The following is a 14,081-nucleotide window of genomic DNA, read 5'->3' on the forward strand; positions in this document are numbered from 1 at the left end:
GTCTTCTAAACAGTTACTTTTGTTCCGTTAAATACTCCGTTCACGGTATTCACAATGCTGTTTTCTTCATTCAGCCCGAACACCAGCAATGGCATCTTATTTTCCATACATAAAATAGAAGCTGCCAGATCTACTACACCCAGTCTCTTGTCGATCACTTCCTGAATGCTGATTTCTTCATACTTCTTAGCATTCGGATTCGACTTCGGATCACTGTCGTAAACACCGTCAATGGATTTTGCCAGAAGGATCACATCTGCCTCGATCTCAATGGCACGAAGTACCGTAGCAGTATCTGTTGAAAAATATGGATGTCCGGTTCCGCCTGCAAAGAATGTCACGATTCCTCTGGAAAAATACTTGTTCGCTCTGTCCTTGGAAAACAGCTTGGTAAAGGATCCACACTCAAATGGCGTGAGAACCTGTGTCATCATACCGACCGATCTGAAAATCTCTGATACATAAATACAGTTCATAACAGTAGCCAGCATTCCGATCTGGTCTGCCTTGGTACGGTCAATATTCTCACTGGAACGTCCTCGCCAGAAGTTACCGCCTCCGATTACAATACCGATCTCAATACCCGCATCAGACAGCTGCTTTACCTGCTGAGCCACCTTAATTACGGTCGGTTCATCAAAGCCCATCTTCTTATCGCCTGCCAGAGCTTCTCCGCTTAATTTCAGTAATACTCGTTTCATTTCTTACCCCTTTATCACTATCTTTTGAGACACTGCATATACAGTTCCCACTTTCTCACAGTATAACATACTTCACAAAGATTTTATACACTTTTTTTTCATTCCATGTTAGACTTTATAGAAAGAAAGAAAAGGGGATTTTATCATGGACGTAAAACAGAAAAAAACAGCTCTTGACGACGATTCCATCCTGTATCAGAAACGGGATGACACGATTGGGAAAAAAGACATTTCCTCTCTCTCCGGTCGTCAAAAGCTGCAATATTTCAAAGATTATTATTTAAAATTCTGTATTCTGGCTGTAGTTCTGATCGCCATAGGCGCTAATCTGGTCTATACCATCTTTTTCCGCCATCAGGAAACAATCCTGAATATAACCGCTGTCAATGAAGCAGCCCTGGCAAATGCCGATGATCTGGCTGCTTTTCTTAAAAGTTCCTTTCAGGCAACCGGCAAGGATCAGATTCTGACAGTAACCAACTACAATCTGGACGACGCCAATCAGCAGATGGCTTTTACCACGAAGCTGGTTACCAGTGACCTGGATGTGATCATCTGTGACCGCGAAACCTTTGATTCTAAAAGCGAAGCCGGCTTCTGTCTGGATCTTTCTTCTGTGCTTACCGATGATCTCTTGGCCACCTTCTCAGACCATCTGGTTACCGGTCAGATCGTAGAGCGGGATAATGATGACCAGGTTGTCAACACGGGCGAAGAACTTCCTTATGGCATTGATATCTCAAACACTGCGCTCTACACCTATTATGGCGGGACAGCCAGTGAAGCGATCCTGATGATAACTGCCGGCAGTAAACATCAGGATAACGCTCTGGAATTTATTCGTCTGCTTGCGGACTGGACGGCTCCTTCTTCCCAGGATCCGGAAGCTGCGCCAGCAAAATCGCAGTAAACATTAAGACACATCCCAGAACTTCTCTTGCAGTTGGCATCTCTCTCAGAACCAGGATACCTGCCAGTACTGATATGACAGATTCCAGACTCAGGATCAGGGATGCCACTGTAGGATTCATTCCTTTCTGACCAATGATCTGAAGCGTATACGCTACCCCACAGGATAAGACGCCTGCATACAGAATCGGCTGCCATGCTGCCAGGAGCTGTCCCAGATGCGGATGCTCCAGAATCAGTGCAGGCCCCAGACAGAGCACGCCACTGACAAAGAACTGGATGCAGGACATTCGCACCCCGTCAGTCTTCGGAGAGAAATGATCAATCACCAGAATATGTATGGCAAACACAATGGCACATAAAAATACCATGATATCCCCTCTGCCAATGGTAAGATTCTCATTAATACACAGAAAATACAGTCCAATCACTGCCAGAATGACACCAATCCACACCAGAATTCCACATTTTTTGTGGAAAAACAGTCCAAATATCGGAACCAGTAAAATATAGCAGGCGGTAATAAATCCTGCCTTTCCTACCGTCGTATGCATAATACCTATCTGCTGAAGACAGCTTGCTGTCGCCAGTGCAAAACCACAGCAGATCCCTCCAATCCATTCTTCACGACCTGTCTTATGCTTTTTTTCTCCCTGTTTTCCGGTATCTGTTCCATTTAACTTATCTGACAGCGCAATGTATGGGAGCAGAACCAATGCTCCTATAAAAAGTCTCACACAGTTGAAGGTAAACGGTCCTACATAATCCATTCCCACACTCTGTGCCACAAACGCGAATCCCCATATAATCGCAGTCAGCAACAGTATTCCAGCATTTTTCATCTGTCTTGTTTTCATTTTTCCTCTTTTCCTTTCATGCACGGTATCATAAAGCAAGCATTCTTGTATCACTCTTCCGCAAAATATGTTACTAAGCGCAAAATGAACAGTAATTATTGTAGTACAGCCTTTTGTGAATTGCAATAAATATCTGTTTGCTTAACTAACTGAATTGTGTTATACTTAACAATGTAATGAATCGTTTTTTAGTAAAGTTAGGGGAAATTGCAATGGTAGTAAATGAGTCTGCAGAAAACTATTTGGAAACAATACTGGTCTTAAGCAAACGGCTTCCGGTCGTTCGTTCCGTAGACATTGCGAATGAGCTTGGTTTCAAAAAATCCAGTGTCAGCATCGCCATGAAGAATCTGAGAGAGAAGGAGCATATTACAGTCACTGATGCCGGTTTTATTTATCTGACAGAATCCGGCCGCGCTATCGCTGAGATGATCTATGAGCGTCACCAGCTGATTTCATCCTGGCTGATCAGTCTTGGCGTAGATCCGACAGTTGCCACAGAAGATGCCTGCAAAATGGAACATGTGATCAGTCCTGAAAGTTTTCAGGCAATTAAAAAATATGTACTGCATAAATAATGTATGAACTAAAAAAGAGACCTGCGCGGTCTCTTTTTTATCTTGTTTTTGAAACTGTCCTTCTATTCCACAACAATCTCAATCTTGTCCATGGCTTCATGAAGCTTCTCCACAGCCTTCTCCAGCGTCTCGCCCTTTGTGATCACATGACCGATCCGATGCGGTCCTACATGGAACTTCTTCACTGCATCTCCCACTTTATAGTCAAACTGGATCTCACAGATATTCGGTTCTTCCACATTGTGATTGACAATAGAGCGGATCACTCCATCCCTGTCACTTCTAAGAAGCATGCTGGCATTTGGTACTGCATGATTCTGTGGGAACTCCAGATCTTCACCAAGAGCTGCACGGATCAGCTTCTCATAATAATCATATCCATAATAGATGGATACCAGTTCTGCCAGACAGGTAGCTCCTGAACGGCCTCCCAGTTCCAGCACATAAGTCTTATCATCTTTTAAGATGAAATCCGCATTAATCGCACAGTTATTTAAACCCATAGCCTGAATTGCCTTTTCGAGCTGCTCCTCTGCGTCATTGATCACTTCTTCGCTTAATTCATATGGTGCGAAATGACCGATCGGTACACCAGTGTCTCCCTGGAATACATAATCTCCATGAGGCAGCGCAAACTTCAGCTTTCCATTCTGTACAAATGCCTGCGCTCCGAATTCTTTTCCTTCAATGAATTCTTCCACAATGAAATGATCTGTTCTTGTCACAGACTTTACCGCTGCTACTGCAGCATCAAACTCTGTCTCTGCATTCACTCTTGTAATACCACGGCTGCCTGAACTGTCTACTGCCTTCACAATCATAGGGAAGTTCAGCCCCTGTATCTTTTCTTTCAGGTCTTCATCAAATCCAATCTCACGGAAACGGGCGGTGCGCACACCATATTCTTCATATTTCCGCTTCATGAGGATCTTATTAGAAGCTATCTTTGCAGCCTCAAAACTGATTCCTGCAAGTCCCAGTTCATCACAGACCTTACCAATGGTAATGACTGCCACGTCTGTTCCCGCCGTCACGATTCCGTCAATCTTCTCTTCTTTTGCAACCTCCAGAATTCGTTCATAATCTACCGTATTCTCATAGATTACTTTATCTGCAAGGGCAAATCCCGGATAATTTCCCGGAATGCTGACTACGATCGTATAGATCCCCATCTCTTTTGCTTTTTTTATCAATGGCACCTGATAGATACCGGCACCCATAATCATCAGCTTTTTCATGCTTTCTCCCTTTCATTTTCCGGGCACTCTTCTTCCTTACAATGTACCTTACGCACCACATACTGTGGATTCTTGCTCATTCCAAGGAAAATTCTTCCCACATACTCTCCGATAATTCCCATGAACATCAGATTCAGTCCCGAAAAGAAACATATGGTAGCCATCATGGACGGCCAGCCTATGTACGTTGCCGGGCGTACAAATTTTAAAATAATTACTCCAAGTGCTGCCAGTATTCCAACCACAGAAAAGAAAAATCCAGTATAGGTAGCCATCTGCAGTGGTACAATGGAAAATCCCAGTATATTGGACCAGAGCTTAATCAGTTTCTTAAATGTATAATTAGAGGTACCTACTTCTCGCTTAAAATGCTGAATTGGCACAGAACTGATATTCCGTGTCGTACGTAAAAACAGTCCCTGCAAATGTGTATAGGCACTCTTATATTCTACTGCATAGTCCCGCACAAACCTGCGGATTACCCAGAAACTGGAAGTCTTCAGATCCTTCGGTTTTTTCAGAAGAATCCGCACTGTCATATAATTGACATAGCTTCCGAAATTACGGAACTTACTGTGTTCCTTATGCTCATAATATCCATATACAATGTCAAAGCCTTTATCAAACTCGGAAAGAAGCGCCCCAAGCTGGGACGGATGTGTCTGCATATCATCGTCCATAGCAATAAATACATCTCCGCTTCCTTCATTCAAACCTGCCATAACAGCATTATGCTGACCTGCATTCTTTGCCAGTTCTACCGCCTTCACACAGGCGTAGTCTCTTACCAGTCCCATAAGAGCCGCCATAGTCTCTCCATCATCCGGTGAGCAGTCATCTACCAGTACGAATTCATATTCTCTGCGTCCCAGCCTGTCCATCTCCTTCATGGTCATCTCCACAACCTTACGGATGGTCTTGGAAGACTTATAACAGGGAATCACAAACGAATATAACACCCTGATCACCTCCTGATTACTGTCTGTCCAGTTTCTTCACAAAAATGATCTTCTGAACAGCTTTTTCATTCTCTTTTGTATACACTGTCTTTTACTGCATCTTGCAGGCAAAGCAGCGCATCTTTCCGTTTTCATCCGGTGGAATTACATCCAGCCAGTCAAAATGAAGCTGGAATTCTTCTCCGAACAGATCTGCCATCTTCTTCTGGAAAAAGTCTTCGATCTCTTCCTTCGTATGGGCATTATTTGCCGGATCCTTTACCAGTTGGATTCTCATGTCGTGATAAGACTCCTGAATATAACGAAACTGGGCAATGCCTACTATTCCATTCGGTATCTTCATCAGTTCCAGCGCAGATGTCTCATCACTGTGTTCATGTCTTACCAGGTCGTTGACCCTTCCCTTGATGTTCTTAATGTAACGCACACCATCCACCGTCACAGAAGATGCTCTGTCACCGATCTCGTAATTGATAATCGGGAAGTCCTTCTTGAACAGAGTAGTAATAATGACCTTTCCTTCATCAGCAAGATGCTGCTCTTCATCATAGATATTCACCACATGGGTATCACTGTTGATATAATACAGCTCTGCTCCCGGTACCTGAATGATACAGCTTCCTGTCTCGGAACTTCCATATGCATCCATCAGTCCATCTCCGAATGTCTCAGCGAGCACTTTGCGTGTCATGTCATCTACCATCTCACTGACCGGAACATAGATCTTCGGCTTGTGTACCTTCATATTGTTACGCTGTGCATACAATGCCATACGCACCAGACAGTTACGCCGGAAACACAGCACATCCGGCTGATATTCATTTACTTCATTCAGAATATCACGAATACCTTCTCCCACACAGTTCTTCTCAGATACCACGCGACGTCTCATCAGTCCAAACTTCTGAATAATGGAATCTCCCTTTTTCGCATCCACATGCTTATGGCTGGTCTCAAAGGAGAACAACTTACCACGCAGTGGATGATATCCCGCATACATCAGTACACGAATCCAGTTCGCATCCACACAGGCAGATTCTCTCTGAGTCTGCAGGAACTTTAATGGTGTTCCGGAAGATCCGCTGGTACTGAGCACATTCCACCTCTCATGCATCTCCGGATGTGCATCATACTCTTTCTGCATCCATTCACGCAGATCTGCACGGGTCAGTACAGGGAACTTCGCCAGATCTTCTGCACTGCGAAAATCGTCCGGTGTCAGATGGCACCGGTCAAAGCGCTCCCGGTAAAATGGCACCTCGTAGGCGCACTTCATCAGTTCATGTACCTTCTTTCCCTGACGCTTCCGGATAAACTTCCTGTCTGTCGGGATCTTCTTATCCAGCTTCATCAGATAATAAAAGGTCATGACGTTTTTCAGTTTCTTTTCTATTACAAATGACATATATCTCTTCCTATCTTAACTTCTCTACTGCTCACGGAATACAATCGTTCCGTTCTTATCATCCATACTCTCTACAATTGCCAGGGATTCCAGATGAATTCCTCTGTCACGGATGATCTGTCCACCAACCTGGAATCCTTTTTCAATTACCACGCCGGCACCTACCAGTTCTGCTCCGGAATCCTGCACCAGTGTGCTCAATCCTTCCAGTGCTTTACCATTGGCAAGGAAATCATCAATTAGCAGAACCTTGTCATCCTTTCCAAGAAATTCCTTAGAAACGATGATATCATATACTCTTCCGTGGGTAAATGATTCAACCTGTGTACGATATACTTCTCCTGCAATATTCTTAGTCTGTGTCTTCTTTGCAAATACCACCGGCACATCAAATACTTCTGCTACTACACAGGCAATTCCAATACCTGAAGCCTCAATTGTAAGGATCTTGTTAATCTCTTTTCCTTCAAATCTGCGTTTGAATTCCAGTCCAATCTCATGAAACAGCTTCACATCCATCTGATGATTCAGAAAACTGTCTACCTTCAGTACATTTCCTTCTTTTATTTTGCCATCTTTACGAATACGATCTTCCAAAAGCTTCATTTACTACTTCCTCCTGCGTAACATAACCAATATTAATAAGGTTATAACACAATTTCCGTGTTCTTTCAACACAGCTTATTTACTTTTTTTCGTTCTGATATTTTTCAGAATTCCAAGGAACTGCGGCAGTATATTTTTCGCTGCAAAACCACATCCTGCCAGGATCAGCAGATAACGCAGATACCAGGTCATCTTATACGCTGACATGGAAATCAGATTCAGTCCGAAAAACACTGCCGCATACTTCAGTGTGATACGAAGCGGAATGATCCGCTGTCCCGTAATCTTCATTTCCTGCCAGCCTTGCAGTACCAGCAAAAATGCATAGCTGATGGCTGTGGTATAGGCTGCTGCCTGATAACCAAACTGCAGAATACAGATGTAATTCAGCACCACATTTACCGCCATGGCCAGCATGGTTCCAAGTGCCACCTGTGCCGTTTTCTTATAATAATTCTGAATTGCCGTATAGCTGTAACTGTAAAAACGAAACAACGTACCAGTCACCATCGGTGCAATCACCCAGATCGCCGCCATATTTTTCTTTCCACCCAGGATCCAGACAATCTCCGGTGTCAGCATAACTACCAGCCAGGAAATCATACCAAAAGTCTGCATTACTGTTTCCCATGGTTTTTCCACATCTGAAGATTCCCCTCTGGATATTTTTTCAAAGAACCATGGAAGCCAGGCGCTCCATACGGAGTCCTCCAAAATCCAGATAATAAACGACACCGTCGTTCCAACAGCAAAAATACCTGTCTCCCATTCTCCCACCAGGTTCTGAATCATGATCTTGTCTGCCTGATTCATAATCTGAATAGACAATACTTCCGGAATCAGCGGAATACTGTACATCAGTCCGTATTTCCAGTATTCTCTGGAAAACAGCTTCTTTCCCTGCACCGCCATAATCAGGGCAATGATCAGGCCGCCGATGATCTGCGGAATATAAAAGCCCAGGATACGGTAATGTACTAACTGGTCAAATTCTCCTCTGACATTCCCTATGTACAGCCAGCCTATGGAAATGACTGTTGCCGGCACCACAAGAAGAATGGATGCGATCGTTGCAAACTTATAACGCATGCTCTGTTTCTCTCGACGGTTCATATACAACACACTGGTATAAGAAAAAATATAACCAAATGCCGTGTACAGCATCACATCGTCCATGCCGCAGAACTTCTGAATCTGTGGCTTAAACAACAGACAGATTCCGATCATCAGCGCAATAGAAATGTACGAAAGATTCTGTACTGCAGAAGTATACGAATCAAACTTCTCTCTCATATCGTATTTGGCCCGTTCTACACTTCGCCACAGACATAATGACATGATCGGCACTGCGATCTGCAGCCAGGATTCATAGACACGGATCTGGCCGAACTGCTCTGTAGACAGCAATCTGGTATAAATCGGTGTCGTGGCAAAACTGATTCCTCTGATCAGCATCTGACATACTACAAAAAAAATACCAGATTTTACCGCCAGTTTATTTAAAGATTCGTCTTTCATTATTTTTCTCCTATAATCAAAAAAGAGGCTGAGCCCGTGGTATATTATACCTCGAACCCAGTCTCTTTTGCAACTGTAAACGTCTTTTCTACAGTGCATTTTAATGGCAGTTGTGATTACAGTGGCCTCCGCAATGCTCGCATCCAACGCCGCACTGAATGGATTTTCCTGCTTTTTTATCTTTGATCATATTACGGATGATTGCTACAACGATTAAAACTACAATTGCTCCTACGAAAAGTGTTCCCATATGTCACACATCCTTTCTTTCAAACTGTACTCATGATGTTATAGTATACACCGAAAAACAAATCGGTGCACCAGAAAATGTGCACCGATTTCAGTTTTTTTATTTTGCTGTTACTTTTACATTTTCTGTTAATGTAGTGCTTTCTTTGTAAGGGCGGCACAGCAAGTAGATCATTCCAACAATCAGAAGGATTGCTACTACTGTGAAGATTCCGAATCCACCGCCTGTTACCAGCATACCAATCTGATATACACACAGGGAAACAACATAAGCAAATAAGCACTGATATCCGATTGCAAACCAGAACCATTTGGTATTATTCATCTCTCTCTTAATTGCACCCATAGCTGCAAAGCAAGGAGCACACAGAAGGTTGAATACCAGGTAAGAGTAAGCTGCCAGCTGAGTCATGCTGCTTGCCAGCTGTCCCCAGATCTCTGTACCATCTTCTGCTACTTCTGCAAAACCGAAGAGCATACCGAATGTACCAACTACGTTTTCTTTCGCGATCAGACCGCTGACTGCTGCAACTGCCATCTTCCAGTCGCCCCATCCAAGAGGAGCAAAGATCCATGCAATTGCACTACCAATCTTAGAAAGAATACTTGCATCCAGCTGTTCTGCCTCCAGCATAGTGAAGGATCCGTCTACCCATCCAAAGCTCATCAAGAACCACAGAATGATGGTAGAAAGGAGAATAATTGTACCTGCTTTTTTGATGAAGGACCATCCACGTTCCCACATACTTCTCAGTACATTACTAACTGTTGGCCAGTGATATGCCGGAAGTTCCATAACGAATGGTGCAGGATCGCCGGCAAACATCTTCGTTTTCTTTAAGATGATACCAGAAATAATAATTGCTGCAACTCCCACGAAGTAAGCACTTGGTGCTACCCATGAAGCTCCGTCAAACAGTGCACCTGCGATGAGGGCAATGATTGGAAGTTTCGCACCGCAAGGGATAAAGGTTGTGGTCATGATTGTCATACGTCTGTCGCGTTCGTTCTCGATGGTTCTGGAAGCCATAACACCAGGAACACCACATCCGGTACCGATCAGCATTGGAATGAATGATTTTCCGGAAAGACCGAACTTGCGGAAGATACGGTCCATGATGAACGCAACACGTGCCATGTAGCCACAGGACTCCAGGAATGCCAGGAAGATAAACAATACCAGCATCTGAGGTACGAAACCAAGTACGGCACCTACACCGGCAACAATACCGTCGAGAATCAGTCCCTGTAACCAGTCAGCACAGTGAACGGCTGTCAGGAAACTCTCAATTGCAGGAGGAATGATCTCGCCAAACAGCACATCATTGGTCCAATCTGTCAGGAATGCACCTACGGTTGTAATAGAAACATAATATACAATGTACATCACTACTGCGAAGATCGGCAGTGCCAGGAAACGGTTGGTTACTACACGGTCAATCTTATCAGAGATAGTAAGCTTTTCACCAGTCTTGTTCTTGGTATAACAACTCTTGATGATGGAAGAAATATACACATATCTTTCATTTGTGATAATACTTTCAGTATCATCATCCATCTTATTTTCCAGTTCGTTAATCTCAGCAGATACATCCGGTGCAGATGTCATCTGAGCTTTGATCTTATCATCTCTTTCCAGAAGCTTGATTGCGAAGAATCTCTTCTGTTCTTCCGGAACGCTGTTGCCCAGTCTGTTTTCTACTTCTGTGATAACAGCTTCTACATCGGACTGGAATTCGTGAACCGGTGTAGAGATCTTCTTATTCTGAGCAACCTTTACAGCCTTTTCTGCTGCTTCTTTGATTCCTGTTCCTTTCAGAGCAGAAATCTTAACAACTTCACATCCCAAAGCCTTGCTCAACTTGTCGATATGTATTTTATCGCCATTCTTTTCCACGATATCCATCATGTTGACAGCCATAATAACCGGGATACCCAGTTCCATCAGCTGTGTGGACAGATACAGGTTTCTTTCCAGATTGGTACCATCAATGATATTCAGAATGGCATCTGGTCTTTCAGCGATCAGATAGTTTCTGGCAACTACTTCCTCCAGTGTATATGGAGATAATGAATAAATACCAGGAAGGTCCATGATGGTAACATCTTTATGACCTTTTAATTTACCCTCTTTCTTTTCTACTGTAACACCCGGCCAGTTACCAACAAACTGATTGGAACCTGTCAGTGCATTAAACAGTGTCGTTTTACCGCAGTTTGGGTTACCTGCAAGTGCAATCTTGACTGACATAAATTTTTACTCCTTCTTGTTTTATAAGACTATATTATTATATCATTTGCTCACTTCTGTTGCTAAGTGCTATTTTTTATTAGTGCGAGCAAACCTATGGTCAAAAAAAATTATTCCACTTCGATCATTTCCGCATCTGCTTTACGAAGAGATAATTCATAATCTCTTACAGTTACTTCAATCGGATCTCCAAGAGGTGCTACTTTTCTCACATATACCTGTACGCCCTTTGTGATACCCATATCCATAATACGTCTCTTAATCGGACCTTCCCCATGCAGTCTTTTTACTGTCACAGTCTTTCCAACAGAAACATTTCTTAATGTGTTCATAAATTCTCCTTCCCGTTAAACCATGATCTTATTAGCCATTGTCTTGTCAATGGCAACTCTTGATTCTTTGATATTCACAATAAGATTGCCGGCGTTCTCGGATACTACAGTCACTATTGCGCCAACCACAAAACCAAGGCTTTCCAGAAAACGTCTTGTTTCGGACTTGCCTCCCACTTTTTTAATTGTGCATTCTTCGCCTGTCCTGGCCATCGTTAATGGCATATGTCATCCTCTCCTTTTCTTAACATTTCAATGACTACTTTGTAAGTATATGCTAACGTTGATTAGTTGTCAAGGATATTTCATGAGGAAAATTTTACTTTTTTCATATTTTTTTCAGAAAAAAAGACGAAACACAGTCCCCATGTTTCGCCTTTTTCTTAAATTACTCTTTTATTTCTGTTTCTTCGCACAGCCGCGCATTCCAATTGTGGTATAACAAATTAATTTATCAAACAGTGTCAGCATTGCAGGCAACAGTACCAGTACAATGATCATACTGATAATTGCTCCACGGCACAGCAGAATTACAATAGAACGAATCATATCAATATTCGAATACAGTGCCACACCAATCGTCGCTGCAAACAGACTCAATCCACTGGTCAGGATTGACTTGAAGGAAGTCTTATGTGCAATGGAAATTGCCTCATGTTTTTCTCTGCCTGCCATACGTTCCGTCTTATAACGGTTCGTCATCAGAATCGCATAGTCTACCGTTGCACCCAGCTGAATGGTTCCTACTACAATCGGTGCCACGAATGGCTGGGAAATTCCTCTGTAATAGGAGAACGCCATATTTACAAAGATTGCAAATTCAATTACTGTTACCAGAATTGCCGGCAGTGAAATCGATTTAAATACAATCATAACGATTACAAAGATCGCCAGTATGGATACTGTATTTACCGTTACCAGGTCGACACTGGTCGTATCCTCCAGGTCTTTCATCAGAGGTGCTTCTCCGATTACCATTCCTGTCGGGTCATAGGATTTTACAATGTCATTGATAGAGGCAATCTGTGCGTTGACTTCATCTGTTGCTGCTGAATAATCAGAGCACACAAACATGATCTCATAGTTATCTGATTTCAGTTTGGAAGTCAGCTTCTTCGGCATCATACTATCCGGAATCATCTCACCGGTTACAGAGTTTAAGCCAAGTGCCCATTTCACGCCATCCACATCTTCCACTTTATTCAGGATCTCTTTTTTTGATTTTGCATCCAGGCTACTGTCTACCATGATCAGATGCACATTACTCATATGGAACTCGTCTGACAGCTTCTTATTGGCAATTGCACTGTCCAGAGTATCCGGAAGTCCACTGTCAATGTTGTAGTACAGCTCTACACCATTATTTCCATTCAGTGCCGGCACAAAAGCGACAACGAACAGAATCAGCCAGATCCAGGAATGTTTGATGATAAAATCAGAGATCTTATCCATGGATGGCAGTAATGGTTTGTGTCTGGTCTTATCAATCGCTTTTTCAAAAATTAAAATCATAGAAGGTAATACCGTAACACAGCAAATCACACCGATCACTACCCCCTTAATCATAACGATACCCAGGTCACGTCCCAGTTCAAAAGTCATGAAAATCAATGCTGCAAAACCAGCTACCGTAGTAACTGAGCTGCCTGCTACAGAAATAAATGTATTGGCAATGGCTTCCGCCATAGCATCATTACGGTTCTCATAATTCGGTTTGGCTTCCTCGTAACTGTGAAGAAGGAAAATGGAATAGTCCATGGTAACACCCAGCTGCAATACTGCAACTAGTGCCTGTGTAATATAGGAAATCTGCCCCAGGAAAATATTCGTACCCATATTGTATACGACAGCAAATCCTATACTTGACAGGAAAATAAATGGAAGTACAAAGGAATCAGTGGTCAGCAACAGCACCAGTAATGACAGTAACGATGCAATCACAACATAAACTGGCATTTCCTGAAGTGCCAGGTTCTTAATGTCTGTAACAACTCCACTCATACCACTGATGAAGCAGTCTTTTCCCACCATCTTACGCATGTCAGTGATGGCTTCCATGGTCTCATCTGCGGAAGTCGTATTATCAAACAATGCAATCATCATGGTTGCATCCCCCTGGAAGAATGCATCTCGGATGCTGTCCGGAATCATAGATACCGGAACACTTAAATCCAGCATATCATCATACCATAACACTTCTTTTACATGATTGACAGTCTCCAGATCCGTTTCCAGTGCAGCCGCATCTTTATTATCCATGCCTTCTACAATGACCATGGAAAACGCTCCCATGCCAAATTCATCTACCATAATATCCTGTCCGGATACCGTTTCCAGAGATTCCGGCAGATAACTTAAAATATCATAATTTACTCTTGTATTTAAATACCCGATCGCGGACGGCACCAAAAGTGCCAGTGCCAGAATAAAGATCAGATAACGTCCTTTTGCAATCGCCTTGCCTATTTTTTTCATAAT

At 43.0% G+C, this 14,081-nt stretch carries 14 protein-coding genes; 2 read left to right on the plus strand and 12 right to left on the minus strand.

Annotated elements, in window-relative coordinates; genetic code table 11:
• Positions 1-5 precede the first annotated feature (5 nt).
• Positions 6-701 (minus strand): UMP kinase, encoded by a 696-nt coding sequence (gene pyrH, locus H8716_RS10750; RefSeq protein ID WP_249308832.1) that lies wholly within the window; start codon positions 699-701, stop codon positions 6-8.
• Between the two features lie 145 nt (positions 702-846).
• On the opposite strand from pyrH, the gene H8716_RS10755 reads away from it, so the two are divergent.
• A complete protein-coding gene (locus tag H8716_RS10755; RefSeq protein ID WP_249308833.1) occupies positions 847-1,611 on the plus strand; it encodes a hypothetical protein in 765 nt (254 codons plus the stop codon).
• Here H8716_RS10755 and H8716_RS10760 read toward each other — a convergent pair.
• Positions 1,538-2,467, minus strand: coding sequence for a DMT family transporter (locus H8716_RS10760; protein WP_249308834.1), 930 nt, complete (start codon positions 2,465-2,467; stop codon positions 1,538-1,540). The genes H8716_RS10755 and H8716_RS10760 overlap by 74 nt on opposite strands.
• A 212-nt stretch (positions 2,468-2,679) precedes the next feature.
• Here H8716_RS10760 and H8716_RS10765 point away from each other — a divergent pair, with 212 nt between their 5' ends.
• On the plus strand, positions 2,680-3,045 hold the full coding sequence (locus H8716_RS10765) for a metal-dependent transcriptional regulator (RefSeq protein WP_249308835.1): 366 nt from the start codon (positions 2,680-2,682) through the stop codon (positions 3,043-3,045).
• 62 nt (positions 3,046-3,107) lie between these two features.
• On the opposite strand, the gene H8716_RS10770 is transcribed toward H8716_RS10765, so the two are convergent.
• From H8716_RS10770 to H8716_RS10815, 10 genes are all read right to left on the minus strand, one after another.
• Complete coding sequence (locus H8716_RS10770; protein ID WP_249308836.1) at positions 3,108-4,283, minus strand: ATP-grasp domain-containing protein; 1,176 nt, start codon at positions 4,281-4,283, stop codon at positions 3,108-3,110.
• Positions 4,280-5,242 carry a glycosyltransferase gene (locus H8716_RS10775; RefSeq protein ID WP_249308837.1) on the minus strand — a complete coding sequence of 321 codons (963 nt, stop codon included), beginning with the start codon at positions 5,240-5,242 and terminating at the stop codon, positions 4,280-4,282. The genes H8716_RS10770 and H8716_RS10775 overlap by 4 nt, the downstream gene beginning before the upstream one ends.
• A 91-nt stretch (positions 5,243-5,333) precedes the next feature.
• Positions 5,334-6,647, minus strand: a complete 1,314-nt coding sequence (locus tag H8716_RS10780; protein WP_249308838.1) for a phenylacetate--CoA ligase family protein — start codon at positions 6,645-6,647, stop codon at positions 5,334-5,336.
• Between the two features lie 24 nt (positions 6,648-6,671).
• A complete protein-coding gene (locus tag H8716_RS10785) occupies positions 6,672-7,253 on the minus strand; it encodes a xanthine phosphoribosyltransferase (protein ID WP_249308839.1) in 582 nt (193 codons plus the stop codon).
• Positions 7,254-7,328: 75 nt separating this feature from the next.
• Complete coding sequence (locus H8716_RS10790; protein WP_249308840.1) at positions 7,329-8,771, minus strand: lipopolysaccharide biosynthesis protein; 1,443 nt, start codon at positions 8,769-8,771, stop codon at positions 7,329-7,331.
• A gap of 100 nt (positions 8,772-8,871) precedes the next feature.
• Positions 8,872-9,021 carry a FeoB-associated Cys-rich membrane protein gene (locus H8716_RS10795; RefSeq protein ID WP_249308841.1) on the minus strand — a complete coding sequence of 50 codons (150 nt, stop codon included), beginning with the start codon at positions 9,019-9,021 and terminating at the stop codon, positions 8,872-8,874.
• Positions 9,022-9,120: 99 nt separating this feature from the next.
• Positions 9,121-11,271: a ferrous iron transport protein B gene (gene feoB / locus H8716_RS10800; protein ID WP_249308842.1), complete on the minus strand. Its 2,151-nt coding sequence runs from the start codon at positions 11,269-11,271 to the stop codon at positions 9,121-9,123.
• Positions 11,272-11,381: 110 nt separating this feature from the next.
• Positions 11,382-11,603: a FeoA family protein gene (locus H8716_RS10805; protein WP_117448134.1), complete on the minus strand. Its 222-nt coding sequence runs from the start codon at positions 11,601-11,603 to the stop codon at positions 11,382-11,384.
• Between the two features lie 15 nt (positions 11,604-11,618).
• The gene (locus H8716_RS10810) at positions 11,619-11,828 is read right to left on the minus strand and encodes a FeoA family protein (RefSeq protein WP_117448133.1); all 210 of its coding nucleotides are present in this window, start codon (positions 11,826-11,828) and stop codon (positions 11,619-11,621) included.
• Between the two features lie 171 nt (positions 11,829-11,999).
• Positions 12,000-14,078: an efflux RND transporter permease subunit gene (locus H8716_RS10815; RefSeq protein WP_249308843.1), complete on the minus strand. Its 2,079-nt coding sequence runs from the start codon at positions 14,076-14,078 to the stop codon at positions 12,000-12,002.
• Between the last annotated feature and the right edge of the window lie 3 nt (positions 14,079-14,081).

The organism is Jingyaoa shaoxingensis, assembly GCF_014385005.1.
Taxonomy (GTDB): domain Bacteria; phylum Bacillota; class Clostridia; order Lachnospirales; family Lachnospiraceae; genus Marvinbryantia; species Marvinbryantia shaoxingensis.

Excerpts from the sequence above, each read along its gene's own strand:
- pyrH (WP_249308832.1), bottom strand. The coding sequence starts at position 701 with ATGAAACGAGTATTACTGAAATTAAGCGGAGAAGCTCTGGCAGGCGAT.
- H8716_RS10755 (WP_249308833.1), top strand. The coding sequence starts at position 847 with ATGGACGTAAAACAGAAAAAAACAGCTCTTGACGACGATTCCATCCTG.
- H8716_RS10760 (WP_249308834.1), bottom strand. The coding sequence starts at position 2,467 with ATGAAAACAAGACAGATGAAAAATGCTGGAATACTGTTGCTGACTGCG.
- H8716_RS10765 (WP_249308835.1), top strand. The coding sequence starts at position 2,680 with ATGGTAGTAAATGAGTCTGCAGAAAACTATTTGGAAACAATACTGGTC.
- H8716_RS10770 (WP_249308836.1), bottom strand. The coding sequence starts at position 4,283 with ATGAAAAAGCTGATGATTATGGGTGCCGGTATCTATCAGGTGCCATTG.
- H8716_RS10780 (WP_249308838.1), bottom strand. The coding sequence starts at position 6,647 with ATGTCATTTGTAATAGAAAAGAAACTGAAAAACGTCATGACCTTTTAT.
- H8716_RS10785 (WP_249308839.1), bottom strand. The coding sequence starts at position 7,253 with ATGAAGCTTTTGGAAGATCGTATTCGTAAAGATGGCAAAATAAAAGAA.
- H8716_RS10790 (WP_249308840.1), bottom strand. The coding sequence starts at position 8,771 with ATGAAAGACGAATCTTTAAATAAACTGGCGGTAAAATCTGGTATTTTT.
- H8716_RS10795 (WP_249308841.1), bottom strand. The coding sequence starts at position 9,021 with ATGGGAACACTTTTCGTAGGAGCAATTGTAGTTTTAATCGTTGTAGCA.
- feoB (WP_249308842.1), bottom strand. The coding sequence starts at position 11,271 with ATGTCAGTCAAGATTGCACTTGCAGGTAACCCAAACTGCGGTAAAACG.
- H8716_RS10805 (WP_117448134.1), bottom strand. The coding sequence starts at position 11,603 with ATGAACACATTAAGAAATGTTTCTGTTGGAAAGACTGTGACAGTAAAA.
- H8716_RS10810 (WP_117448133.1), bottom strand. The coding sequence starts at position 11,828 with ATGCCATTAACGATGGCCAGGACAGGCGAAGAATGCACAATTAAAAAA.
- H8716_RS10815 (WP_249308843.1), bottom strand. The coding sequence starts at position 14,078 with ATGAAAAAAATAGGCAAGGCGATTGCAAAAGGACGTTATCTGATCTTT.